Source organism: Vibrio sp. HS-50-1 (assembly GCF_024747315.1).
In the GTDB taxonomy this organism is placed as follows: Bacteria; Pseudomonadota; Gammaproteobacteria; order Enterobacterales; family Vibrionaceae; genus Vibrio; species Vibrio diabolicus.
Genome location: NZ_JAMPZF010000004.1, coordinates 241076 through 267378, shown reverse-complemented (window position 1 = coordinate 267378; position 26303 = coordinate 241076). Strand labels below are relative to the sequence as shown.

The window sequence follows — 26303 nt, the reverse complement described above, 5'->3', positions numbered from 1 at the left end:
AGACATTATTTCTAATAGAAGGAAAGCCTGCGAACGTGCAGGCTTTTTTCGATTATTTGATAGCAGTGCAGAAGCTGACGTCTGCATGGTGCGTTTGTGGATCGTAGCTATGATAAAGTTCGAAGCAAGGTCGACAGTCGTTTTCAATACCAGATTCAACCACTTTGCTCATCAAATCATCCCATGCTTTAGGGTATTGGCTGAATTCGGTAATTTGCTGGCGCATCACCGCATATTGACCGCCGGGGAAGTCTTGCAGCTCAATGCCTTTTGGTACTTCGGTATCTTCTGGCACCATTAGACAGATGTCAGTTCGACACTTCTCGTCTGGCGTGATTTCTGGGTTATCGTGATAAATGAAGATACAGGTATTGCCCGCCAAACCTTTCATTCCTGCCCATTGATACAAGCGACCTGATGGTTCTTCATAACCTTGGCCATAAGGGCCGTTAACGCGAATGTAAGCCAATTTTGCTTTATCAAAGTTTTGCGTTTCCATATTGTTGCTCCATGTTGTGAGTTCAGAGTCAGTATATGAATCGCTTAGGGTTCGTTCGTTTCCATTCTTGCGCAGTGCGTGTCCAATCTTGCTGTTTCGCGCGAGTTCAGAAAATTGCTGGTAGTTTTTACAGTCGCGAAAGGCGGTTGGTGTTACGCCATAATGCTGCTTAAACGCTTTAGCTAGGCTTTGCGAACTAGAAAAACCGTACTCTAACGCGATGTTCAGCACTGGTTGCTTTGATTTGAAAAGATCGTCTGCTGCCGCCTCTAGCCGTAAACGTCGAATGAAGTCGGCTAATGTTTCGCCTTGTACCGCCTTGAAGGTACGGTGAAAATGATAGGGAGAGAGGTTGGCTAGCGCTGCCACTTCGAGCAAATTGAGAGGATCGTTAAAGTGCTGTTCCAGATAGCGAATAACAGGAACGAGTCGTTGGTGATAATCGACACGCATGAGAGGGGCCACCCTTGTTTGATTTGCTCAAAGCGTACCGCAACGAAGCAAGGATTCAAGGCTAGTATCGAATAAATGCGTCGTAGTCATTTATTTCTGATTATGATGCATTCTGTTGCGGGTAGGAGATGGTTCTTAAGATGGCTTCTCAACGGTAATTGAAATCCGTTCAGAGCGCTTAATATCCCGTCAGCTCCATATAACCAGTCCCAGAATGAGAGCCATCAATACGCACTGGACCTTCCCAATAAGGCACCGAAAGGGGCATTTTCGCGTTCGGGTTGAGTGCAGAAACGGTAAGCTCGATTTGCTGGTTAGGAATCGACACTTGCCACTGGGTTGGATACTTTCGCCCTTGGATTTCTGTTTGCTTAGTTGCCTTTAACTGAATGTCTTTTTGAGAAATGGCGATGCCAGAGCCATCTTGCTGCATCAGTCTTGCGTTGGAGTAACTGGCTGCTCCGGTTTTGGAATCCCGCAATTGGAACACCACCAAGCTGGTGTCGTCACTCAACCTTAGGGCAAACCAGTCCCAGCCTTGTTGTGAGTCGAGTAAGAATTGCGAGCTCCACTCTCGGTCTATCCAACCTTTGCCGGATACTTGATGGGTTTCGCCGTTGATCGTGACCTCACCGGACACATCAATAAACGGTTGGCTGTAGTAATACGAAGCCACCTGACCATCGGCGCTTTTGGTGCTGTACCCTTGCTCGCCTTGCTTTTGATAAGGTGCGCTGCTGGTAAGCGTCAGCGAATAGCCAAACTGTTCGGAGTTCGCCTTCAATGTGGCAGGGAAGAGGTCGTTGGTTGAAGAGGTCCACTGCCAATCATCGAGATAAACTCGAAATGGTGAGGTATCAACACCGGCTAAGGACGCTTGATCGCGCGACCATTTTTCATCGGCGTAGTGTTTGTCCGTTGTTGTGACCGCGCTGTGCGCCATGTAGATTTGCTGAGTTTGCCACTCGGTTTTCTTCACGTCATCTTCGCCTTTTGGTGGCGCAGCAGCAAAGCGAAATTGTGTCCATTGAACGCCAAGTGGGTTGCCGTCTTCATCAATTAAGTTAGCGGTTAAGTACCACCATTCATGACGAAAATCCGGGTGCGCTTGATGGTCTGCTGGGAAGGTGAGTTCAATCCCTTTTTCTACGGGTGTGAATGGGTTGCTCTCGCTTTGTGTATCTCCACTGCCCAATAGCATACCCATATTTTGCGTGCCCTTATCTCGTTGCTGTGTATCTTCACAACCGAACAAGAATAAGCTGCTTATGAGTAGAGTAAGTTTGCTTGCCAATCGAACCATCACAACACCTCGCTTTGCAAACTGGACACGACAGGCTTACTGACCAATCGCCACAGCGGAATCAAGGTTGCAATCACCGCCACCAAGATGGTGATCGCCGCAATGCTGAGGGCATCACTCCAATTCCACAGATAATTTAAGCTCCAACCAAAAGCGCGCAAGGTGACGATGTCTGTCAGTACATAACCCACCATCGCACCGAGGGGCAGGGCGATAACCAGAGTAAAGCTGACCAGAGCGACGATCTGTCCGACCACCATGGTCATTAATTTACGACGACTAACACCAAGTGCATACAGCCTTGCAATGGCGGCTTTGCGCGCGTCGAGCAACATAAAACAAGCACTGAACAAACCAATCACGGCGACCATCAAAGTCACGCCATTGAGCGCTCGCGTAATGGCGAAGGTCTGCGAGAAAATATCCAACGCGATGGATTTGATTTGCGCCTGATCGTAGAGCTGACTTGGATGCAGATTCAATTGCTCGCGCAGTTGCTCGTAGACGATTTGTGGGTCCCCCGAGACTTTAATGCCAAGGCTTGTCGGCAGGTCGGTAAATCCGCTCTCTTGCCATAATTTTGGTGCCAATAACACTTCACCATTGGGTGAGCCGTAATCATGGAATATCGCGCCCACAAGCAGGTTCTTATTTGGAATGGCATCAAGTGTGAGTTCGCTACCCAGTGATAAACCCAGTTTGACCGCAGTAGGTTCACTGATGGCGACCAGTTCACCTCGGTAAAAGCGTTGCCAGAAGTTCTCCAAGTGCGATTTGAACACCATGGTTTGTTCTAAGGTGTCTTTGTCTTTTGTGCCAAGCAAAATCGGTAACCCTTGCAGGTTATCGTCGACGTAGTATTGCTTGTAGACGGTCTCAACCTTGTCGAACTGTCCTAATGCGCGCTCTACATCTGCGATTTCTCCTTGCGCAGGGCTGACGTAAATATCGGCGTGTAGCCTTTGTTCTAACCACTGTTTTAGGGTGGACTCGAAGCTACCAACTAGCGTGTTCATGCCCATATTGGCTGTAACGGCGAGTAGCAGTGCCATCATGGCGAGAGAAAGCGGAGAAATCAGCTCGCGCAGCTCAGCAAACAGATACTGCATCAAACCAGAACTGGTGCGCTTTTCACACCAATTGGCTAACACGCTGAGTGTTTTAGGTAGATACAAAGGAATCGACACCACAAGTATGCCGAGCCACGCCATGGTGAAGCGGTGATGCTCACTCAGCCATAACCCTGCGAGTGCGAGAGCCGTCAACGCAGCTCCTATCACGAACAATTGGTTTTCGTTAGAGGTTTCAGGTGCTTGATAAAAGCCGCCATGAGAGGAAAGCGGCTGGCGCACTCGCTGTTTAAAGTGCTGCCAACATGCCAGTAGAGTGGCGGCTAACGTGAGCAGCAGTGCTTGTGCCCACCATTGCCACTGCCAAGTGCCGGGCAGCAGTGTCGCGCCATAAAGTTGTTCTAAAGTCAGTGCCACGGTCGGATGTAACCAGTGGCTAAGCTGCATGCCCAATACAAAACCGAGTGAAGCACCGATGGTAACGAGAATAGTGAGTTCAACTAACAGCGCAGAGAACACAATGCTCGACGCAACACCTGCCTGTTGAATTTGTACTAACAGCCGATTGCGTTTAAGCAAGCTGTACTTTACGCCGTTGTAAGCAATGAACAACCCGACTAAAAAGGCAAGTAAGCTCATCGCGGTGAGATTGAGGTGAAAGCTGTCGGTCAGCGAGCCAAGGTCTGTACTTTGGTTATTGGAAATCCATTGTCCTTGCTCACCAATGATGCTTTGCCAATTTGCTTGTGTGCCTTTATTCCCTTTATCACCCGAATGGAAAACCGCAATGTAACTGAGCTGCCCTTGTTTATTGAGCAGTTGCTGGGCAAAGCCAATGTCCATCAACATTCGGCTACCTAACTGCCATTCGTCTGGTAGCACCACTACTTGGGTTGGGATGTCGTCCAGAGTTAGGGTTTCTACCTCTCCTAAGTTTTGATGTTGAGATTGGCTCGTCATCACGATTGGCTTGCCAGCTAAAAGCTCAGGTAAAGGCAAAGCACTGTCGAACAAAGACACGTTCTGCTCATTACCTGATAAGTAGCGCGAACGTGAGGAAATTGCGGCAATCAACTCACTACCTTGCACCGACCAACGTCGCCCTTGTTCATCTCTCACTCGCCCCTCGATCACAGGTAGCGCTGCACTGAGCCCGTTTTGTCTAAGGGTGAAATAAAGAGATTCGGGCAGATAGTTTTGCCCTGCTGGTGGAATAATTAAGTTCTGAGCTTGTGCGCTAAGCTGCTCGGTAGACTCCGCATAACTGCGCTTGGCATTGAGGTTGATGGCTTGCACCGCAACAAACAAGGTCACAGCAAGTACGATACCGATCAGAATCGCAGCGGCTTGCAGCGGCGCTTGTCGATAATGTGCCGCAAATAGATTCAGGGCGAGTCGAGTATGCGTGAATCTGGTGTTTGGGAGTTTAGCTTGCTTCATGATGTTGCTCATTTACATAGCGCTAATTTTGCGTCAGTCCGCTTTGCAAACGACCATCCTTCAAACGCCCATCCTTTAAACGTAATTGGGTTTGCATAAACTCGGCACACTCAGGGCTGTGGGTCACCAAGAGCACGGCGGTATTGCCTTGGGTGGTGATTTCATTCAATAGTTTCATCACTTCCAAGCCCGCTTTTTGGTCAAGGTTACCTGTGGGCTCATCGGCGAGTAGAAGCTTAGGTTTGTGTGCTAATGCGCGCGCAATCGCGACGCGTTGTTGTTGACCGCCAGAAAGGGCAGAAACATGTCTATCGAGAAGTTGGCTGATGCCCAGAGTCTCGACCAAATAATCGCACCAGTCGTTCCATTTCTGTTGATTCAAATGCAGAGGGAAGGCGATGTTCTGCTGCACGTTGAGCGGCGTTAATAGGTTGAATTGCTGGAAGATAACACCGAGTTTTTGGTGTCGAAATTGGCTCCATTGTGGGTCTTTCCAAGCCGCTGTGTTATCGCCATCTAACCACAACTCACCTTCGGAAAGCGGCTCAAAGCCAGCGATGACATTGAGTAAGGTACTTTTGCCGCTGCCACTTGCGCCCGTCAGCGCAACACTCGCTCCTGTGTTCAACGTAAAGTCGACGCCTTCCAACACGCGATGTGTCTCTTTGCCATCGACAAAGCTTTTGTTGGCGTGTTTGAGTGTGACAAGTGGGCTTTCCATTTCCTCTCCCTACAATCAAAAGGTGTCGTTTCTTTTGGCAATGGCTATTGCAGTTCCTTCTTTAGAAACTTTAGACAACAATCAGATAAAAACAGCGATTTACATCGATTTCTTAATAACTTGTACTGAAAATAAGAGGGAATAGATTAAACGAGGAGGGTATATGACAAGCATTAAAAAAGCCCGAGTCAAACTCGAGCTTTCAAAGATATTCAGCGTGGTCAGCTTACACGTAGTACGCTTCAACTTCGCCTTTAAGTTTGATTAGCATTGGGTTACCGAAACGGTCTTTTGCTTTAGGAGAAGCAATTTTCACCCAACCTTCGCTCACGCAGTATTCTTCTACGTCTGTGCGCTCTTTGCCGTTAAAACGGATACCGATTTGGTGATCGAAACATTCTTTGATGAAGAATGGGCTACGTGGGTTACCCGCTAGGCGATCTGGTAGAGCTGGTTTAGCTGTATCTGTCATTTTGTGTGACCTTGAAGTCATTAAAAAAAGTGCGTCATTGTAGTCAGTGCAAGGCGAGTGTTCAAGGATTGTGACTGGTTTTAATGGACCGAACTGCAATAAAGCCCTGATTTTTATCTATCTCCTTTTGCTCTTTCGGTGAGCCCTTTTAAAACTAATTCAATCATTATCTTTTTATCATTTTGATTCTCTTACTAGTAAACAGTTTCTCAGGTTCTCGTTGTTTATACTATGGTTATTAGGTGCGATAAGTATTAGGAAAACAAATGGAACTTGTGATCTTAGCTATCGCTAGATTTCGAAGTGATCAAAAAGAAGCAATGAGTAAAAACTTCGTCAATTTAGCGCAGTGCTTAACTGAGAATGGACATCATGTTGTCACTGTTTCTCCAACTGAGTTTCGTTCTCATATTAAGGTTGAACAACATACCTTTCGTAATGAGAGTCGATATGAATCTCTGTTTGAGGGGCTGATGAATCTAATTTACTTATGTAGAGAGCTCAACAGGCTGCTCGAGAAAACCAACAGTGCGAAGGTTAACCTACACATTGCTACGCCTGTAGAACTATTGGTGGTTTTTTTCTTTTTAAAATCTCGATATCAAAAGCAGACGACTTTATCCATTTGGCAGTCATATTTGACCTTAGACGAGGTCCGTAATAACAAGCATTATTTTTTTCGGAATTGGTTTAAGTATTTACATTTACTTCTATTTAATTCGTTTATCAGTGCGCCTTTATACAAGAGTTTGTTAGACAATTTTTGTCAAGCGATTGTGCACAGTAACTACCAGAAATTTCAGTTATCTTCTCTGTCTCATTTGCCAGTATATTTCATTCAAAATGGGGTTTTTTCTGAGCACTTTTCGCGACCTAACCCTGCAAAGAAGACACAAAGAATGTCTTTACTTTATATCGGGCATTCTAAGCCATCAAAAGGCGTTGACGCTTTAATTGAATTGGCTGCAATACTAAAGAAGCGAGAATGTATCGATTTTGATCTAACGCTCTGTCTCAGTGGCTTCGGCGACCAAGCAAATATAGAGAAACTTGTTTCTAAACATGAGCTACATCACCAAATAGAATTTAAAGAGAGCATTGATATTTCAGTTGAGATGGCGAGTGCAGATTTGTTGGTTTTACCACTAAGGACATGTGTCGGAACGAGCCTAACACCTAACCTAATCGTGGAGGCGGTATCTTGCGGATTACCGATTGCGATTCCTGATTTCGAGCAATTATCGGATGTTATTCAATTTGGTTCTAATGCCATTGAAATTGATCTGGATGATTTAGAAGCGAGTGCAAGTGCGATAGAGAACGGTTTTAAGTTAGGTCAACTTGACCAGATGTCTAGAAATCAAATAGAGCAGTTTAAAGTTCGTTATACGTTAGAAAGTTTTGTGTCTGGCTATACGCGAACACTCGGCCTTGGGTAGGAGGGAGTATGGATAAAATTAGCTTTATCGCTCCGTGTTTTAATGAAGAGTCTGTCATCGAGGAGTATTACTCGCGTTTGTGCGAAATTGCTAAGCAATACGATCAGTATTTGTTTGAGTTTGTTGTAGTTAATGATGCTAGTGTTGATAAAAGTGCAGTAATTTTAGACAAGCTGGCTATGGCGGATGAACGATTAGTGATCGTGCATCTTGCTGCGAATGTAGGGCAGCAAACCGCTTTGTTTGCTGGAATCGAAGCTGCAACTGGAGATATTAATATTACCATTGATATTGATCTTCAAGATCCCCCAGAAGTTATTACACAGTTCTTGGAAGAGATTGATAAAGGCTTTGATATCGTCCATGCCCAACGCTTGTCGAGAAGAAATGAAACCGCTTTTAAGCTAATTAGTGCAAAATTGTTTTACCGCTTTTTATCCCTCACTTCTCCCGCTAATTTAATTGAAGATTGCGGTGATTTTCGGGCATTTACTAAGCCAGTTAGAGAGGCCATTTCATGTTACCGAGAGAAGCACAAATACTTGAGGGGTATTTTTGCCATTATCGGATTTAATCAAACCATTATTCAATATGAACGTGATGGTAGACATGCAGGAGAAACGAAGTATTCACTTACTAAGATGTTTGCTTTAGCGTCAGACGCGGTACTTAATTTTTCCCGCTTTCCTATTCAACTGATGTTTGTTATCTCAACATTGATGTGGTCACTTGGCTTGTTATATCTCACCAAAGCACTAGTAAGTAAGTTCGTTTTTGGCACAACTGTCGATGGTTGGACATCAATCATCTTTTTCCAAGTCTTTTTCTCAGGGATTTTATTGTTCTTTATTGCCTTAATCGGCTCTTACGTCGGGCGAATTTTCGAGCAAGGTCAAGACCGACCCGATTACATTATTCGTTACACAAGGAATATAAAGAGTAGCGATGAAGATAGTTAAGTTTGGTTCAGTGGGTATCATGAATACTCTGGTCAGTTACCTCGTTTTTTGTGTGCTTATTTATTTTGATGTCTATTATTTGACATCTTCTGTTTTGTCTTTTTTAGTGGGTTCTGCCTTTAGTTACATCATGAACTCAAGATATACGTTTTCTGTTTGTGCAAATGTAAGAAGCTTTTTTAAATTCATCACCATAACGGCAGGATCATTGTTCTTGAGTGTTTTACTGCTTTATATCTTTAAAAGTATTGTAGGCATTCATGTTCTCATTTCGCAGATTTTGGTCGTGTTGATTCGTTTCCCAATTGTATATCTATTAATGAAACGCATTGTCTTTAATCAAGCTCATTTGTTTCAGCGCTGAAAAGAGGTGACTTATGAAAACGAATCGGCAAGAAAAACAAGATTTCTACAGTGATTCTGAAACGGTGAAAAAGTATGAAGATCTACGTTTTTCAAATGTTGGTGGACAATTTGTACATCAGTCTGAAGTGTCTTTGTTTTCACAGTTTCTTAATATCTGCTCCTTGCAAGAGTCAATTCTAGATATACCCTGTGGCACGGGAAGAATGCTTCCAACTATTACGGCGTCTGGCTTTCAACAGGTTTATGCGGCAGATTACTCTGATGAGATGCTTGCAGTTTGTTACGAGAACCCTTTGTTCCAAAAAACACATTTTTCTAAACAAGACATCTATTCAACGACATATCCAGAGCAGCAGTTTTCAGTAGTATTATCTAGTCGTTTTCTGTTTCATTGCGATGATCAAGATCGGTTGTTTGCAGAGTTTGAACGGTTAATTGCACCAGAAGGATATCTTATTTTTGATAGCCTAAGGTGGTCTCCGCGAACTTGGACCCGACTTTTTTCGGAACAGCTAGGAGGAGATGTTTACACCAATAGCACATCTAGTATTTACAAGCTGGCAGATGCACACGGTTTCGAGGTTATAGACTCTCAAGTGATCCTGCTCTTTCCTAGCTTTGTTTATAACTTTATTCCAGGCATTTTAATGCGCCCGTTGATATGGCTTGAGTCAATTTGGCCGAGTTTACTCAAAACGAAACAAGTTTGGATACTTAAGAAGCGATGAGTGAAGAAAGAGTTAGATGGCTACTTGGGATTAACTTAAGTCTGTTATTCGGTTTTTATGTTTACATCATATTCAATCTCGCGCTCGTTAATGATGATTACATGGCGCTTTATACCACATGGTTAATGAGCGTTGGGAAACGGCCGAATCTTGACTTCAATGTTGATAGCTATACTTTGCTTTTTGATTGGATGACGCCAGTTTACTTTTTCTTTGGTGATCGATTCGAGCTTATTTACGTTTTTCGTTCGTTTTTTGTTTTGTTTTTGTTGGCGATAGGTTGGCAAGTCTATGTGCTTCTTCGCCAAATATTTACAGTCAATATTGCACTCACTACATTGTTATTGCTCTTTGCCTCTTCTGCGATGGTGATGCGTGGCATTGACCTTCGTCCTGACCTCGTTATTCTTTTTCTTTGGTTACAAATAATCATTGTGTTGTATGTGTGCCCAGGAAGTGATGCTCATAAATTGTTTTGGGTGGGGTTATTATTCGGGCTTGCGATACTCTTCAAATTTAAGGCGATTTTGATTGGCGTAGTGATTGGTCTCTTCGGGCTTATTCGGCTAATTCAAAAGCGCTCCGTACGTGACTTTGTCTTGGATGTCAGTGCGCTGTTGTTAGGCATTATCTCTTGCACGGCTTTGTTTGTTGCGACCGTTGGAATTTCTTCACTTGAACTGTTTTTGTACACGACGTTTGATTTATTTTTGTATTCGACATCGCATGTTAGTGACGCAAACTCTCTGAAGGTTGATGTACTGATACAGTACTTTTTACATGATATTGTTTATTGGCTGTTTGCTCTCATAGGCGTAGGAATATGTGTCGGTAAGTGGAAAGTACTGTCGTTTAAGCAAGCTCAGTTTTTGATAGCTCTGGTTATATTAGCTGTGTTGTCGGTTTTGGCTAACCCCCACTATCATGCATATAACTTGGTCACACTTTACCCTTTGCTTGCGGTATTTGTTGCGTTCTCAATCCAGTACGTTGTTTCATCTACTCGGGAGTGGTCGAAAGGAACGGTTACCACTTGTATCGTACTATTCTTGATTGTGATTGCTCGTATCATCCACTATCCGGTACAACATAATAATCAGCACCAAATCGCCCTACACACATTCATAGAAAGGCACACGCAAGTTGACGATGCGGTCTTTGCCTATGAAGGAATAGGTCTTTTTCGTCCATCGACTTATCATTGGCGAACATCTGCCATCAAGATAGACAACTACTATCGGGGTCAGTATGACGTTTGGCAGGAAATTCGTGCAGTAAAGCCGATACTCATCATCGAAAGTTATCGAATTCCTGATTGGTTATTAGAGGAGGACCGTGATGCTCTTCGGCAACACTATGTATCTATTGCTCCGTTTATTCTGACTCTTGGGTTAAAAACACAATCTAGTGTTCGAGGCGATTTACTGCGCTCGGGTTGGTACGTGCTTGAGAGTGATCGCTTGAACCGTTGCTTTATTGATGGTGTTGGTGTGTCTGTCGGAGAGAAGATATGGCTCAACTCCGGAGCGTATACACTGATGTCCCAAGATGGTACTTGTACTCTTCATTGGTATTTTTCTCATCTTGGCATTGAGGCGCTCAGGCAAAGCAATCCTGAGAGTTCCCCCTATTTGTTTGGCCCTTAGCAAAAGTTGTAGAACCTAGATATATCCCTCTACAACCCCTTTAAATACTGCGCGTTGGCTGTCGGTTGAATCATGGCATTCAACGTTTGGACGGTTTGTTCGCTGTACTCTTCAAGTAGAGTTAAGAACGCGTCAATCAACTCAGGTTTGCTTGCTGAGACTTTCGTTTCGGTCTGGATATCACGCAGATCGATCAACACATCGGTAAACAATTGCGGCAGATCGTGCAGTACTTGCAGGTTTAAGACGTTGTGCTCGCTGTAGATTGAATTGTGGCTGCCTTTCTGTTTTTGCACCACGTAAGGATTGTCTTTTAAGTTGATGATAGACGTGCGTTTATTACAGCGTTTCAAACAACCTTTGTTGACCTTCACCTTACGGCATCCTTCGGTTTGTTGGAACAAACATTGGCGGCTCGTGAGTAGGGTATTTGGATGATAAATGCTGTAGAAGCTGCGCATGTTTTTCGGACGCTTGATATGGCGCATCTGCTTCATATTCAGCTCGTTAGAAACAAACGCGCCACTTGCCGCGAACTCGTCTTGAAGGCATTTAAACGCGTATGAGTTCACCGTGTTCATTTGTGGGCCTGCCACCCAGCCTAAGCCGAGCTCTTTTGCGATCATGCCGACGCCTGAGTTGTTGGTGATCGACAACTCAGGTTGGATGGTTTCCAAAAATACGCGCGCGGCGTGGTAGTCTTCGCCAATCAAAATGGCAGGGAACCAAGGTTTGAGCATTGGGTTGGCTTGGAACAATTCAATCATCGCGCTCAGTTCACCAGACAATCCCATTGGCAACTGATAGTAAACATCAATGTCGCGGTATTCGCACAGCATGGCTTCTTGTGCTGACGAGATCAGAACCGATAATTTTGGCGCACCTTGGCGAGGGTCTGGTTGAGGTAACGCTGGCAGAGTTGGCACATCAATCGACCCTTTCAAGCTGCTGCCGGATACTTGTGTTGAAGTGACATCGAACGACTTAGTTTGCTCTGCCACTTTCTCAATGATCGCGGTTTTGTCGTCGTAGAGTTTCTTTTTCACCGCTTGCACATCATCAGCAGACTGGCATTGATAAACCTTCGAAAAATGCTTTACAGCGTGGTCGCGCGGGTTGTCGATGTACATCGCCTTGCCGAAATCACCTTGCAAAAATGCGTTGGAGAAATCGCGGTTGAACACCGTGTATAACTCGGTGGTGTCTTCAGAGAGTTCCAAACCCTCGCACAAGCGATCGATTTGCTGACGCCAATTATCGACCACGGTATAGACGTAGTGCGATTTCTTGATTCGTCCTTCCACTTTTAATGAATACACGCCAGCATCGGCAAGCGCTTTCACGTCCCCAAAGGCGGAGTTGTCTTTCATATTGAGTGGGTAGTTGTTGCCCGTTTTGGTCGTTTCGTACTGTTCGCGACAAGGTTGGCTGCAGCGTCCACGGTTACCTGATGCGCCATTGCGAGCGGAACTGATGTAGCAAATTCCGGAGAATCCAATGCAGTATGAGCCGTGGACAAACACTTCCATCATTACGTTGTGCTCGCGACCAAATTGCGCCAGATGTTTTATTTCATCGATGTTAAGTTCGCGAGATAAGTTTACTCGGCTTGCGGTGAGCTGGTTGAGAAAGAGGGTCTGACCTTCGTTATGCGTGTTTAGTTGCGTTGAAGCGTGCACATCCAAATCGGGAAAGTGATGTTTGAGAATGTAGGCCAGACCGAGATCTTGCACGATCACGCCATCGATTTTGGTGGTGTTCAGTTGGCTGAGTAAGCGAACAATCGCTGGAATTTCACTTTCTAAAATCAGCACATTCAACGTTAGGAAAATCTTACAGCTGTGCTGATGGGCCAACGTTAACACGCCATTTAAGTTATCTAAGGTGAGGTTGGTCGCTCGGTTACGAGCATTGAAGCGGTCGAGCCCACAGTAAATTGCATCGGCGCCAGCGGCAATGGCGGCTTTGATGGAATCTAAATCACCACCGGGTGCTAATAACTCAAATTGATCGCGTGTCACTACTTTTCTCTTTCTTACTAAAATAGGCTGCAAATGTTACGTATTTCACGCTTTTGATGCTCGGCTAGTTAATACTTTATTAATCTGAATCAATTAATCCGTGTTACACGGTCGACTCTTGAGTGGGTAGAGTGCAATTCGCGATAGCGGAATCTGACTTCTATAGTTTTCCTACACTTGGTTTTTCTATATTTAGTTTTCGACTCAGAAAGAGGAAGGGACGACAAATGAAAAAAGTAATCATCGGGTTGGTCGTGGCGTTGACGTCATTGAGTGCGTTGGCTGGTGAGGGTGTGGTAACCGTTGCGAGCACGCATTCAGCAAAAGATACGGCGGATAAATTTGTCGCTATCGCGCAAGAAAAAGGGTTGAACGTCTTTGCGCGCATTAACCATCAAGAGAACGCCGTGAAAGTCGATATGACGTTGCGACCAACCGAAGTTATCGTGTTTGGAAACCCTAAAGTGGGCACGCCACTGATGATCTGTGCGCAGGAAGTGGCGCTCGATTTACCCCAAAAAGTGTTGGTGTATGAAGATGCTGAAGGCAAAACGTGGTTAGCTTACAACGATCCGATGTATTTAAAACAGCGCCATCATATTGAAGGCTGCGACGAGGTATTGAACAAAATCAGCGGCGTGCTGGGCAATTTAACCAACGCGGCGGCGAAGTAGGGCTGGTTATTGGCTTCGCTTTTTTTACTCCGAAAACGAAAAAGCCAACCTCGCTGGGAGGTTGGCAAATCTTACCTAGATTGGGGGAGGTAAGATCAGGAGGTGGCGAGTACACTGTGCACTTCTGACTTAATTGAGTCAGACTGCGTACCAAAAATCGCTTGTAAACTATCGCCAATCACCAATACATCTCGCGCGCCAAGTGCTTTTAGCCTAGCAACATCAACGTGAGCAATGTCTTTCACCGAGACGCGCAGACGGGTGATACACGCATCGACTGACTTAATATTGGCTTTACCGCCCAATGCAGCCACTACATCTACCGCGATTTCATCAGGTTGTCCGGCAATCTTCACTTCCCCAATATCCGTTTCGCGACCCGGCGTTTTCAGATCTAATTTCACGATGAGGAAACGGAACAAGCCGTAGTACAGCGTCGCCCAAATTGGACCGATGATGATGAACAGCCATGCGTTGCTCGACATCGGGTAGTACAGGAAGAACTGGATCGCGCCATGAGCGAAGTCAGTACTGTGTTTGATTTCCAAAAATGCGGTGATCGCAAACGCAATACCGGTGAGGAAAATATGAATCACGTACAGCACTGGCGCGACGAATAGGAAGGTAAATTCGATTGGCTCAGTGATACCGGTTAACCACGAGGTCAACGCCGCAGACATCATCAAACCGCCGACGATTTTCTTGCGCTCAGGAGACGCACAGTGGTAAATCGCCAATGCCGCTGCTGGTAGAGCCCACATTGAGTACATAAAGCCACCAGACAGATAACCCGCGGTTTTATCGCCTGCGAAGAAGCGAGTGAGCTCACCGGTAAACTCTTTGCCTGTTTCTGGGTCTATATAGCTGCCGACTTCAAAGAAGAACGGCGCATTCCAGATGTGGTGCAAACCAACCGGGAGTAAAGAACGTTCGCCCGCGCCGTAAACCGCCCAAGCGAGTACAGGGTTTTGGTATGCTGCCCAATGAGAGAATGCATCAAGAAGTTGTCCGACAGGTGGCCAAGCAAACGCGAGAATCGCGCCAACGACGATCGCCGATAAACCAGTGACAATTGGCACAAATCGTTTACCCGCGAAGAAGCCCAAATATTCCGGCAGTTTGATGTTGTAGAAGCGGTTGTACATGATTGCAGCGACCGCACCGATAAAGATGCCGCCAAACACCCCGGTTTGCAGCGTCTCAACGCCCATGATGGTGGCGTCAGTTTCTAAGCCACGCAAGCCAGTCACGATACCGAGCGATGCGTTCATAATGATTAGACCAACTAAGCCTGCGAGCGCAGCCGCACCGTCATTGCCTTTTGATAATCCGAGCGCCACACCGACCGCAAACATCAACTGCATGTTGCCGAACACGCCTTCACCGGCGGCGAGCATCACTTTGTTGACCGCGTCTGGAATAAACGCAAAACCCGCGTTACCAATACCCAGCATCAAGCCGGCCACCGGTAACACCGCCACAGGCAGCATCAACGACCGCCCTATTTTTTGTAGTTGTCCAAATATACTTGCAAACATGGTTTCCTCCTGACGAATGCCAGTGTTGTAGGACCTGATTCCTTCAGGTCATGGTGTTTCACGTAAGGTCAGGATGATCATAGCGAGCGAGGCGGGTCCTAAGGTTACAAAAGGCAATCAGTTTGTAAGTGGCCGCTTACAAATCTCTAACACCGAGAAGTGAAAATTGTAATCGGCTCGATTGTGCATGGACGTTTAAGAATGCATCATATTGGTCGGCGCCAAACTCAGGGACGGGCACAGGGAAAGTAGGATGGAAAACAAGCAGATACTGGTCGTCGATGACAACCTAGACCTTCGCGAAGCATTGTCAGATTACCTTGGTCGCGCTGGATTTGAGGTGCTTTGCGCGGAAAACGGCGGCGTGATGTGGCAACTGCTCAGCGATCACCATCCTGATTTAATCATCCTCGATATTATGATGCCCGGTGAAGACGGCTTTACCCTGTGCCAAAAACTGCGCAAAAACTCCGATATTCCGATCATCATGCTGACCGCCGTCACTGAAGAGGCCGACCGAGTCGCAGGGCTAGAAATGGGCGCTGATGACTACATCACCAAATCATTCAGTCCGCGTGAACTGCTCGCGCGCATCAAAACCATTCTGAGACGTAGCCAATCGACCGCCAATAGCAAACTGACGCGTAAAGTGCGTTTTGACGATTGGTTGCTAGATACCGTGACTCGCCAACTGACCCACGTTGCTAGCCGCGAGGTTAAGCAACTTAGTGGCGCGGATTTGTCGCTGCTCGGTTTGTTCGTCAACCACGCGCAATCGATATTGTCGCGCGATGATATTGCGCGCGAGATCTGGGGACGCGATGCCGACCCGTTTGAACGCGGCATTGACGTGCAGATCAGCCGCTTGCGTCATCACCTTGAAGATAAAGACCGCTCGCTGATCTTAACGGTGCGCAATAAAGGCTACATGCTGACCACGGACGTGCATTATGAGAATTAAACGCTGGACGGGCTCACTGGTCGTTCGCACCAGTGTGTTCTTGTTGCTGGTGATCATTCTGGCACAGGTATTATCTGGGGTTATCTGGTATCAACACGCCAGCGAGCGCGATAAAGAAGGCCTGACCACCACGGTCAAAAGCTTAGCGTTGAGCGCTTCTTCCACCATCGCTTTCTTTCAAACTCTCCCTTCGGAATATCGCCACTTGGTGCTCAATCAACTACGCAACATGGGTGGTACGCGCTTTTTCGTCTCACTCAACAACCACCAGATTGATGTCGACCCGCTGCCAGAAAGCGAACGCAAAACGTTGGTCATCAACCAAGTTCGCGAGGTGTTGGAAAGCGAGCTGAGCGGTATTCCTAATATCGAGGTGGAGTTCACTCAGCGCGACAAACTCAAAGTATTCAACAACGAGCTACCTATCGACGAACTGCCGCTATTGTGGGCGCATTATTCGCTTTCGTTTGGTGATCTCAATCCGCCTATTCTGGTGATGCAGGTCGAAGTGGCGCAGAACGAATGGTTTTATCTCGCGGCGGTGCTGCCCGCGCCTTACATCAACCTAGAGACTAACTATTTTGAGCTGCGCCAATGGCTGACGTTATTGTTGTCCGCGCTAATGCTGTTGCTGTGTACCTGGTTTATCGTCCGCAAAGAAATTCAACCAATTCGCGAGCTGGCAAAAGCCGCAACCCTGATGTCGAGCCGATTAGACGTGCCCGAAGTATCCGAGCGAGGCAGTAACGAACTGAAAGCGGCAGTACGTGCGTTTAACAAAATGAATCGACGCATCGACAGCCATATTAAAGACCGCGAAATGTTGTTCAGCGCCATCTCCCACGATCTGAAAACGCCGATTGCCTGCCTAAAACTGCGGGCGGAAATGCTGGATGACGACGCCGACCGAGAACGCTTTATCCGCCTGAGTAACGACCTAGATTTGATGGTCAAAGGCGCATTGCAATGCATTAAAGAGACCGATATCCACGAGGAAATCGAGCCGATCAATTTCACCCAACTGATTCAGCACATTTCCTCTAATATCGCCGATGCACCGGACACGATTCGCATCCACGGCGAAATCCGCACCCACTTTGCTGGTAAACCGTTAGCGATTAAGCGCTGCATTCAGAATCTGGTCGATAACGCGCTCAAATACGGCCATCAAGCGGACATTACGCTGAGTGAAAGCCCAGAGTCGATCCAGATTGAAATTGAAGATCACGGTGACGGTGTTGACGATTTATTACTTGAAAAGCTCTGCCAGCCATACTTCCGCGCTAGCAACGATAAAGAAGGCAGTGGGCTGGGGTTAACCATTTCACAGAGCATTGCAAAGGCTCACGGCGGCAGTTTGTCGCTGAGCCATTCTCAGTTTGGCGGCCTCTGCGCCACACTGACTTTCCCGAGAGACTGACTATGAACAAACTGGCATTCTTGTTCCTACTGTTACTCGCCCCTTGCGTCGCTCACGCTGAGTCGCCACAAGGGGTAGAGTTTTTACATTGGTGGACTTCTGACGGCGAGCAGCAAGCGCTGCAAACACTTAAAGCTCAGCTAAAACAGCATGATATTGAGCTGCTGCAAAGCCCGGTGTTAGGCGGTGGTGGTGACAGCGCGATGACGGTACTGCAAGCTCGCGCGCTGGCGGGCAATCCACCGAGCTTCGCGCAAATCGAAGGGCCAAGTATTAAGGCGTGGGATGCCATCGGTATTTTGCACAACGTCAACGCCGTTGCCGATGAGCAGCGCTGGGACGAGGTGCTCTACCCACTGTCTATCGAAATCAACAAAACACACAACGGTTATATCGCCCTGCCACTCACGCTGCACCGCTTGAACTGGTTGTGGGTCAACCACAAGCTGCTTAAACAACTGAATCTGTCCGCGCCGAAAAACTGGCAAGAGATGTTCGCTGCCATGGAGCTTGCGAAGCAAAATGGCATCGTGCCGATCGCGGTCGGTGAGCAGCCGTGGCAAGTCGCCCAACTTTTCGAGAACTTAGTAATCTCCACTGGTGGTGTTGAATTCTACACCAATGCAATGGTTAGACTTGAGCGAGACAGCATCGACAGCGATACACTACGCCAAGCGTTGACGCAATTCCGCCACCTGAGCTTGTTGATCGACAACCAATTACCGAACAGTAAGTGGGACACGGCGACCCAAGCGTTAGCCGACGGTCAAGCGCTGTTTCAAATCGGCGGAGATTGGATTTTGGGTGAGCTACTCGCCAATCAAGTCTCAGTTCCGCAAGACATCGGCTGTTACCCAACGCCGGACAGCGATGGCGTGTTCCTCTACAACATGGACAGCTTGGTGTTTATGTCGAGTAAATCGTTTTCTGCCGAGGCGGCTGAGCAAACTGCAAGCGCGCTGGCAGACGTCGAGTTTCAAGCTAAGTTCAATAAGGTAAAAGGCTCGATTCCGGTACGCACCGATATCGACATCAGCGATTTTAATCCGTGTCAGGTCCAGTCATATCAAGACTTTCACTACGGCGTTAAACACAACCTCGCTGTGCCGAGTATGATTGATTCGATGGCGGTCAATCCGGTTGCTCAGCAAGCGATAAACTCGGAAATCTTCCGTTTTTACCGCAATCCCAAGATGGAACCCGACGAGCTGATTAAACGCGTTATTGCTATTTCGCAAAGCGGTTAATGGCAATGAATTTGTGCCGAGTGGAATAAAAAAGCCCCAATGATTGGGGCTTGAATGAAGCGAAGTATGCCGTTTAAAAATAGTGGAAGATCGGCGGTTCATGCATCAAGAAGTTTTGATGGGAGATGTTCCACGCATACGCGCCCGCTAAGGTAAACACAACGTAATCACCAATATCGACGTGGGCGACGTGTTGATTGCGTGCCAGCACATCTTTGGGCGTACAAAGCTGGCCGACAAAAGTTGCTTGTGCATGCTGAATTGGATGAGAAATTTCATGGTGTTGCTCGCTTTTCAGGATGACGAATGGATGATCATGACTCTGCGCTGCTGGCGTGCGGAAGTGGTGAGTTCCCCCGCGTGCGATGACAAAGTTTTCGCCAAGATTTTTCTTAATATCGAGCACTTCCATCACGTAATAACCGCATGCCGCCGTGATGAAACGTCCGCATTCAAAACGCAGTGTCCAGTCTTGCACTTGCTCTTTAGCGATCAGGAATTCCAACTTGTCGCAAAACTCCATCCACGGAAAGTGTTGCTCAGGGTTTTGGTAGTTAATCCCCATGCCGCCGCCCAAGTTGATCATCAGCTCACCGAGTTCAAACTCTTGTTGCCACGTTTTCACGACTTGGAAATAGCGCTGCATTAACGCTAAGTGACGTTCAACATCAAGCTGATGCGACATCAAGTGAAAATGGAAACCTTTCAGTGACACTTGCGGGAAATCGCGCAGCAACATTAAAGCATTACTCAGTTCGGACTCGTCCAAACCAAAAGGAGTCGGCTTGCCGCCCATCGCCAACTTGCTGAGCGTTATGTCGCCAATATCAATGTTCATACGCAAAAAGATCGAAGCAGGGCGGTTGAGGCGCTCGGTTATTGCTCCAATGCGTTGCAGCTCGGTGAGGCTTTCGACATGAATTGCATCAACATCAAGCTCAATCGCTTGTTGCAATTCACTTGGCATTTTTCCTGGGCCACCGAAGATCAATGGCTTATCGAGTTGCTGCTGGTGGAGGTGTGTCAACTCCCCGCCAGATGCCGCTTCAAAACCATCGACATACGGCGCGAGCGTTTTGAGAATCGGGCCCGATGGATTGGCTTTGGCTGCGTAAAATAGCTCGACATTTTTCGGCAAAACGTGACGCAGTTGTTTGATGTGTTCTTCTAAGGCGTTTAGGTCATACAAGTACGCGCACAAGGGTTGATTTTGCTGCTGTGCGAGCGTGTGAACTTGCTGGCTAACGCGTGTCGGTAGGGAGAGTGAATTAGACATGTTGCGCTCCTTTTTCGTATTGCTGCCAAGGTGTGGCAACTTGGGTATAGCCCGACTCCTTATCGGCTTTTTGCATCAAACGTGTGGTGAAATTATTTTTGCTTGGGAAGTGACCGCCATTCAGCAACACTTCTAGTTCCGGCTGTTTTCCATTCACTGATTGCCAACGCACAATGGCACTTTGCACCGCATTCCACAGCGTTTGCTCTAGTGGCTCATCACCTTCTGCGATGAAGAAAATCGCTTCGCTGATGTTGTTGATAAAGGTGCAGTATCCGATGCGATTCCAGCCTTGTTCGCGACTGTAGTAAACCGATTGTCGCGCGCGTTCAGACAAATCAGTTAATGTTTCTGCTGGCCAGAACTCTGGCAGTAATTTAGTGCCTTCCAAATCACGAATCCAAACACAACACGGCATCTCTTGCTCAAAGCCAATCAAGGTGTTTTGCAGATGCGGCTCAAACGCCACCCCGTGTTTGAAGTAGTAATTAAACACGCCCGGAATTAGGCAATGCAAATAGCGATCAAACCACAGTGTCGCGATGTCGGAATAGCGGCCTTGCGTTGTACGCGCTTTGTTTTTAAGGCGTTGAGCAATGCAACTGTTGCCGTTTTTGTCGTAAGCAAATAGAGCGCCGGCGAGGGTTGGTTTTAAGATGTCGACTTCGCTCAGCGAGAAATTTTCGCGATACAAAATACCAAACGATTCGCGCGCTTTGGTGTTGTCGTCCCAATTACGATCAGCGACGCTTTCTAGATTCAACGTGGTGGCGTAAGGCTCTGTCATCACTTTAAATACGGGGTTGTGCAGCTGTTCGTTTTCTCTAATTGGTTTAAGAATCGACGTGAGCTGCACGGCGCTGTCGAGTTCGTACCACGCGTTTTTGCGCACGCAATTGGTTAATCGTACGTTGATGGAGAATTTCGCAAACCAGTCCATGTCTGGGTGGTAGAGGGTACGAACCGAAGAGGTCGGCTGCATCTTTTCACCACCTAAACCCAGTGGCGTGATCTTGCCTTGTTCAATGGCACGCTTCACGCTTGGGTTGCTCAAAATGGTGTAGCTTTCCCAAGGATGACAAGGGTAGAGGGTCTTCCCATCGCTGGTGGCGTGTTGTGGCGCGAGCTGTTGTAGCATGCGTTGCGCAGGGTTAGCGTCTCCGTCGGAACTCAGCACATCAAGTAAGGACGTATCCACTTCAAACCAGTACAGCGGGACTTGCGCGCCGACTTCTGGAGAAAACGCCAAGAGATCATCCATGGTGACGCCCGAACGACTTTTTGGGGTCGGATGGAAAGTGTGCCCCCAAATCAGAGACTGTTCCGAAGCGATAAATTCGTTGTGATGCGATTTGGGCGCGACGTTGAGAAACTGCTCGGTAACCAGCACGCTATTTTCCAGTTGTTCGATCAGCTCATGGTTAAATGGGGTCGCCAACACCTGCTTGAGATAGTTAAGCAAAAGCGTAAGAGTTTGCGTGGCATCCAATTTCGCCCAACCAGAGCCCGGCATTTTCGCCCACGGCAGTTCTGCCAATTTGATTTTGCCCAGTTTGCTCGCGTAGTGAATCGGCAAAACCAACACGCCATTTTGTTGAGACAGATGAACGGCTACCCGTTGCTTAGCGGAATAGTTGCGTTTTAACGTTTGGGGTAGCGATGTCGATTGGTAGTGCCATTCCACTTGTTGATTCGGTAGCGCAAATTCACGTAAGTAACAATTAAGAACACCCATTATCGTGTTGAGTTGGGCCTTCTCACGATTGAGCTGCACATCATGCGCGCGCAACTCGCTAGTCTGAGAGGATTGAGTTTGTAACATGTTGATTTCCAAATTTTGAATGGAGAACCAGCGCGATCAAGGTGATTACGCTGACTATCGCAGAAAGTAGGAAAGGAACCTCAAGTAGCCCCAAGCTAGAAATGAAAGAAGCGCAAAATCCCGCTGCCACGCCACCCCATTTGGACATGGCATCAAAGCGAGAAAATACTTTGCCACTGAGTTTGCGATCCAGATTGCTCGCAAGATGCTGATGCAATCCGTGATAACAACACACCATCGCGATGCCGAAGATAATTCTCGCAGCAATGAGTGCGGTTTCGGACGCAATCAAATGCAAGGCAGAGCTCACGGCAAGCAATGCAAATCCGAGCCACAACGTGCGCAGCGGTTGATGGCGATTCAGCCCATCTGACCACACGTGGATTTTGCCTGCCAGCAACAGATAGACGCCATGCGGCAGTGCGTACAAAAAACCGATCCATGCGTGGTTAGTGATGCCATATTGCTGCACAAACGGCGAGAAATAAGGAAAGGTCACCACCATGGAAAACGCAAACCCGAACTGAGCAAAGAAGATCCAGCGAATGGCATGCATTGCGTTTTTCTGTGCAATGGGTTGTTCTTGCTGAAATTCTGAGTTTGGCTTTTCGAGGTTTTGTTCGGCGGGTTTATCCACTGGCAGTGTTAGCGTGATGCCCATAGCAATTAAAGGCAAAACGCATAACCACAGGTACGCGTTGAGCGGGTTGGTCTCTGACAAGTTCCAGCCGAGCCCAATGGGCGCAACGATCAGCGCCAAGCGAGCAGATAGTTGGGTTTTATTGAGTGACTTGCCGAGTGTTTTGGCTTCTTTAATTTGACTAGATAAGTAGCTGTTCGAGGCGGCCATGGTGCCGCCAAAGGTTCCTTGAACTATAAGACCAAACACAAACATGGCGAGGTTGTCTGCCAAGCCGCACAGCGCAAACCCTGCTGCAAGGCCAAGTTGTGCACGCAAGAGTGAGCGGCGGCGACCGTAGCGATCGGCAAAGTTGCCCCAAAATCGTGCCGCCAACGCAGTACAAAACGTAGGTAGGATAAACAATACCCCTGCCCAGTCCGCATCAATGCTTGCGCCTAACGTTGGCAACACGACGGGTAGAAATAGCGGCATACCTAACGCGGCAAACGAAGCGATAAAGTGGCACAACAACACACTGTAGATGAGTTTGGTCATAATCGTTTAACGTACGCTTTTTTTGATGGCTTCTAAGTAGGCGCGTTGCGCTTCTTCGCTAGAAAGCAGCAAGAAGTTCGGAGCCGACAAACCATAGAACTTATTGATGTCACTCGCGCCGGAGGCTTCTTTCGAGAGCAAACTGCCAGAGCTCAACAAGTACTTGGCGTACAAATCAGGCGCCTCTTGCAGTAACTCGCGTGCCAGTTTTGTCTCTAACCCTTCGCCTTCCAATCGGTTGAGTTGCTCTGCAATGCTTTTGGCCACGATGGCGTAAAGCGATGCTGAAGAGGCAATGCCCTTCGTAGCCATGGCTTCTACAATCGCTGCGATATCCAGTTGTAATGTGATGGTGGTAAACATCTGACCGAGCGCCAATTCATTGTCGACTTTGATGCGTTGGTCGAGCAGTTCATCACAATCCACGGGAGTTGTTCCTGCGCCGTGTTTTTGGGCAGCAGGCTCTGTTGTAAAGTGGAAGCGCTCAGGCCAAATTCGCGCCGCGTCGTTGTCTTTCATCGCAAGCGTCATTTTGCCCTGTTGATCAAATGCAACGATGGCGTTTTGCTGGTTGGACTCCAATGCAATGCCATAACGAAGCCACAAGGTGAGGTGTACTTGGCATAATAGGTCGACATAATCTTTGAACCACGCCAGCGTATCTTGTTGATAGTAATGCTCTGCCAAATGTTCTAAGAACAAGCGGTCGTCAGGCATTGGGCTTGCCAGTGCTGCAACCGGAACTAACGCTTTGTCTTCGCAATGAGTAAGTGGGTACTCACGTACGATGTACGCAAAGGTTTTATCCTCGCCGACGTGTCCACCGTGTTTTTCGTTGCAATGGAACAAGCGAGTGTTTAAGTCGGCGTCCGTTTGTTCAAGGTGGCTGAGTAGGCGTTCAAACCAGTGGCCGTCATACAGTGTTGAAGGTTTGATTAAGCGAATGTTTTTCGTGCCTAGCGATCGCATGATCAGCGGAACTTTGATGTGAATATGCGGCGCGTCGTTGACTACCACTGTACGAACGGAAAGCGTTGGCGTCACGTCTAGGTACGTAAACGGCGCTTCTATCATGCCTTCGGGTAAGGCTTCTAAAGAGCGAAGGGTGAGCGGATGCGCAGGGAACAGTACGTGGCTCAGTGCAAAATCAGCAGGAAGCCCCACTTGCTCCATCGTCGGCCAGCAATCAGGTTGTTCGCTGGTTAATGTCACCAGTGATTTTTCAATCGCAATCCAATGCAGAGCAAAGCTTGGTGCAAACTCGGGCGCGTACTTAGCAAGGTCTTCATCGCTCAGACCAAACTTCGCCCGCGCAGTTGGATAGTACGGATGGTCAAGGTAAGAAGCGATCTGGTCGGCTAGCAGCAGTTTTTGATGCCAAGAACCAAGCTCAGATATTGGTTGAGAAATGTGGTCTGCGTGATGATGAAACGCTTGGTCACACAGCGCTTTGTGTTTCTCTGCACATTCCAGTTCTTGAAGATACCCCGCCAACAATTCGTGAGAGCTCTCATGCGCCAGTGTCGTTAGGAGTGCAATCCACTCTTTGTAATGTTGTTGATGCTCGACTTGGCCATTTTTCTCCACCCACCAACCTTGTAGTGTTTCGTCATTGGCATGACCGTAGCGCCAGTGCTGCATGTAATACGTTGGCGCAACAGGTAAATACAACGTGAAATCAGAGTTGGCAAATATCAGCCAGACATGCTCGCCTTGAGGAACAATTACTCCTTTTGGCGCGTCGCTACTGAACTTGGCCTTCGACAAAATGCCAAACATGTCTTCGCGTAAGCAAGTGTCGATCAATCGTTGCGTTAGATACAAAGCGTTGTCATTCATGCTGCCACCTCACGATTCGGAGCGAGATCGAAATTGCTAAGCGCGTTCTGCAGCGCTTGGTCGAGGTTTCGTCCTGATGGTGAGACAATCGAAATTCGGGCGAGATAATCCTTGTTGGAATAACTCTGTTGGAAGAGTTCTCCCGCGGTTTTTAGTACCTGTTGCTGGGTGATGACATCGCCATCGTGTTGGATGAAGGAGGTCGAATCTCCATCAATCACACCACTGTGTTCCGCAACCACATAGTGCACGTGTGCTGAGCCATGAATTTGGTAATCGCCGTCCAATCTTCGGCCTAAATGCAGACCTAAAATTGTGCTAAACCAACCGAAGTGAGCGAGATTGTTGAGTAAGAATTCGCGACCATCTCCAATGCTGCGGTAGTTGATTTCCACCAGAACTGGGCCGTTTTCCGTGATGATAAATTCGCTGTGGCAAACTCCAAAACCAACGCCGAACGCTTTCAGTTGGGCCAAGCACGCTTCTCGGTGAGCAATGCCGTTTGGTCCGTTCCAGTCTGCGGCTGTTTCGATAAAGTAAGGCGGCTCAGAGAGCGACACATCAAAACCGCCGACGGCGATAAGGCGCTCACCATCTCCCAGAGTTTCGAGCGTAACCAAAGGCCCTTGAAGGAAATGCTCCACCAGAATGGCGGCGTTTGGGTGTTTTTGCCAAAACGCATCGCAGTATGCGTCGAGCTCTCTTTGGGAGTCACAGCGCTGCACATCTAAACTTGCCACGCCTTCTTTGGGTTTTGCTACGACAGGGAAGGCCATGCCTAATGCCACATTCGAATGGCGGTGCAACAAACAGCTTTGTGTGTTGGGTAGGGCTTTTTCATTCAACACTTGTCGAGTTAAGTGTTTGTTTTTGGCCTTTAACGTGACAGACCAATCTTTGGCCGGTAGACCAAAAAATTGTGCGCAGATGGCGGTGGAAGTTTGTAAGTGATCACTATTGCTGAAAATAGCGTCTGGCTTTAATTCATGCTCCGTGATGGTTTCGATGAGTTCTAATGGGTTGAAGACATCACATTCTAGAATGGTATCCGGATTAAAGTGACTATCACGACTCGCCAGCTCTAAATGGCTGAGCTTATGGTCGGTGATAAGAACGACGTGAAGGTCCATCGCTTTAGCTGCAGGCACGAAGCCGTGAGTGACTGCATCGTTAACGACATGACTTACGATAATCATCGTAGATTTCATGAGCTTTCCTAATTTTCTAACATT

The 26303-nt window shown here is 47.4% G+C and carries 21 protein-coding genes; 9 read left to right on the top strand and 12 right to left on the bottom strand.

What is annotated here, in order from left to right:
- Nucleotides 1-52: 52 nt before the first annotated feature.
- The 5 genes from NDJ01_RS04335 to NDJ01_RS04315 form a co-directional block, all read right to left on the bottom strand.
- Nucleotides 53-952, bottom strand: coding sequence for a GyrI-like domain-containing protein (locus NDJ01_RS04335; protein ID WP_139059674.1), 900 nt, complete (start codon nucleotides 950-952; stop codon nucleotides 53-55).
- Nucleotides 953-1130: 178 nt separating this feature from the next.
- Entirely contained in the window at nucleotides 1131-2255 is a 1125-nt protein-coding gene (locus tag NDJ01_RS04330; protein ID WP_258586315.1) for a lipocalin-like domain-containing protein, read from the bottom strand.
- The gene (locus tag NDJ01_RS04325) at nucleotides 2255-4765 is read right to left on the bottom strand and encodes an ABC transporter permease (RefSeq protein WP_258586314.1); all 2511 of its coding nucleotides are present in this window, start codon (nucleotides 4763-4765) and stop codon (nucleotides 2255-2257) included. Before NDJ01_RS04325 ends, NDJ01_RS04330 begins: the two co-directional genes overlap by 1 nt.
- Nucleotides 4766-4787: 22 nt before the next feature.
- Nucleotides 4788-5486, bottom strand: a complete 699-nt coding sequence (locus NDJ01_RS04320) for an ABC transporter ATP-binding protein (RefSeq protein WP_258586313.1) — start codon at nucleotides 5484-5486, stop codon at nucleotides 4788-4790.
- A gap of 226 nt (nucleotides 5487-5712) precedes the next feature.
- A complete protein-coding gene (locus tag NDJ01_RS04315) occupies nucleotides 5713-5958 on the bottom strand; it encodes a DUF3297 family protein (protein WP_005383498.1) in 246 nt (81 codons plus the stop codon).
- A 266-nt stretch (nucleotides 5959-6224) separates the two neighbouring features.
- On the opposite strand from NDJ01_RS04315, the gene NDJ01_RS04310 reads away from it, so the two are divergent.
- From NDJ01_RS04310 to NDJ01_RS04290, 5 genes are read left to right on the top strand one after another with little or no spacing between them, the layout of a single operon-like run.
- Nucleotides 6225-7397: a glycosyltransferase gene (locus tag NDJ01_RS04310; RefSeq protein ID WP_249373434.1), complete on the top strand. Its 1173-nt coding sequence runs from the start codon at nucleotides 6225-6227 to the stop codon at nucleotides 7395-7397.
- Nucleotides 7398-7405: 8 nt separating this feature from the next.
- Nucleotides 7406-8356, top strand: coding sequence for a glycosyltransferase family 2 protein (locus tag NDJ01_RS04305; protein WP_130545676.1), 951 nt, complete (start codon nucleotides 7406-7408; stop codon nucleotides 8354-8356).
- Nucleotides 8343-8720, top strand: a complete 378-nt coding sequence (locus NDJ01_RS04300; RefSeq protein WP_025520528.1) for a GtrA family protein — start codon at nucleotides 8343-8345, stop codon at nucleotides 8718-8720. The genes NDJ01_RS04305 and NDJ01_RS04300 overlap by 14 nt, the downstream gene beginning before the upstream one ends.
- 13 nt (nucleotides 8721-8733) lie before the next feature.
- Nucleotides 8734-9450, top strand: a complete 717-nt coding sequence (locus tag NDJ01_RS04295) for a class I SAM-dependent methyltransferase (RefSeq protein ID WP_258586312.1) — start codon at nucleotides 8734-8736, stop codon at nucleotides 9448-9450.
- Nucleotides 9447-11096 (top strand): glycosyltransferase family 39 protein, encoded by a 1650-nt coding sequence (locus NDJ01_RS04290; protein WP_258586311.1) that lies wholly within the window; start codon nucleotides 9447-9449, stop codon nucleotides 11094-11096. Before NDJ01_RS04295 ends, NDJ01_RS04290 begins: the two co-directional genes overlap by 4 nt.
- A gap of 29 nt (nucleotides 11097-11125) precedes the next feature.
- Here the strand turns inward: NDJ01_RS04290 and NDJ01_RS04285 are convergent, their stop codons facing one another.
- Nucleotides 11126-13117 (bottom strand): U32 family peptidase, encoded by a 1992-nt coding sequence (locus tag NDJ01_RS04285; protein WP_258586310.1) that lies wholly within the window; start codon nucleotides 13115-13117, stop codon nucleotides 11126-11128.
- 227 nt (nucleotides 13118-13344) lie between these two features.
- Here NDJ01_RS04285 and NDJ01_RS04280 point away from each other — a divergent pair, with 227 nt between their 5' ends.
- Nucleotides 13345-13791, top strand: a complete 447-nt coding sequence (locus NDJ01_RS04280; RefSeq protein ID WP_023584460.1) for a DUF302 domain-containing protein — start codon at nucleotides 13345-13347, stop codon at nucleotides 13789-13791.
- Nucleotides 13792-13886: 95 nt separating this feature from the next.
- Here NDJ01_RS04280 and ptsG read toward each other — a convergent pair whose 3' ends face one another.
- Nucleotides 13887-15329 carry a glucose-specific PTS transporter subunit IIBC gene (gene ptsG / locus NDJ01_RS04275; RefSeq protein WP_258586309.1) on the bottom strand — a complete coding sequence of 481 codons (1443 nt, stop codon included), beginning with the start codon at nucleotides 15327-15329 and terminating at the stop codon, nucleotides 13887-13889.
- 253 nt (nucleotides 15330-15582) lie between these two features.
- Between ptsG and NDJ01_RS04270 the strand changes: the two genes are divergently transcribed.
- The 3 genes from NDJ01_RS04270 to NDJ01_RS04260 are packed head-to-tail and all read left to right on the top strand — an operon-like array spanning nucleotide 15583 to nucleotide 18957.
- Complete coding sequence (locus tag NDJ01_RS04270) at nucleotides 15583-16290, top strand: response regulator (RefSeq protein WP_258586308.1); 708 nt, start codon at nucleotides 15583-15585, stop codon at nucleotides 16288-16290.
- A complete protein-coding gene (locus NDJ01_RS04265) occupies nucleotides 16280-17710 on the top strand; it encodes an ATP-binding protein (protein WP_258586307.1) in 1431 nt (476 codons plus the stop codon). Before NDJ01_RS04270 ends, NDJ01_RS04265 begins: the two co-directional genes overlap by 11 nt.
- A 2-nt stretch (nucleotides 17711-17712) precedes the next feature.
- Nucleotides 17713-18957, top strand: coding sequence for an ABC transporter substrate-binding protein (locus tag NDJ01_RS04260; RefSeq protein ID WP_258586306.1), 1245 nt, complete (start codon nucleotides 17713-17715; stop codon nucleotides 18955-18957).
- 73 nt (nucleotides 18958-19030) lie between these two features.
- Here the strand turns inward: NDJ01_RS04260 and NDJ01_RS04255 are convergent, their stop codons facing one another.
- From NDJ01_RS04255 to NDJ01_RS04235, 5 genes are read right to left on the bottom strand one after another with little or no spacing between them, the layout of a single operon-like run.
- A complete protein-coding gene (locus NDJ01_RS04255; protein ID WP_258586305.1) occupies nucleotides 19031-20233 on the bottom strand; it encodes a type III PLP-dependent enzyme in 1203 nt (400 codons plus the stop codon).
- Nucleotides 20226-22055, bottom strand: a complete 1830-nt coding sequence (locus NDJ01_RS04250) for an IucA/IucC family siderophore biosynthesis protein (protein ID WP_258586304.1) — start codon at nucleotides 22053-22055, stop codon at nucleotides 20226-20228. Before NDJ01_RS04250 ends, NDJ01_RS04255 begins: the two co-directional genes overlap by 8 nt.
- Complete coding sequence (locus NDJ01_RS04245) at nucleotides 22027-23232, bottom strand: MFS transporter (protein ID WP_258586303.1); 1206 nt, start codon at nucleotides 23230-23232, stop codon at nucleotides 22027-22029. The genes NDJ01_RS04250 and NDJ01_RS04245 overlap by 29 nt, the downstream gene beginning before the upstream one ends.
- 6 nt (nucleotides 23233-23238) lie before the next feature.
- The gene (locus tag NDJ01_RS04240; RefSeq protein WP_258586302.1) at nucleotides 23239-25071 is read right to left on the bottom strand and encodes an IucA/IucC family protein; all 1833 of its coding nucleotides are present in this window, start codon (nucleotides 25069-25071) and stop codon (nucleotides 23239-23241) included.
- Complete coding sequence (locus NDJ01_RS04235) at nucleotides 25068-26279, bottom strand: acetyl-CoA carboxylase biotin carboxylase subunit family protein (RefSeq protein WP_258586301.1); 1212 nt, start codon at nucleotides 26277-26279, stop codon at nucleotides 25068-25070. The genes NDJ01_RS04240 and NDJ01_RS04235 overlap by 4 nt, the downstream gene beginning before the upstream one ends.
- Nucleotides 26280-26303 lie beyond the last annotated feature (24 nt).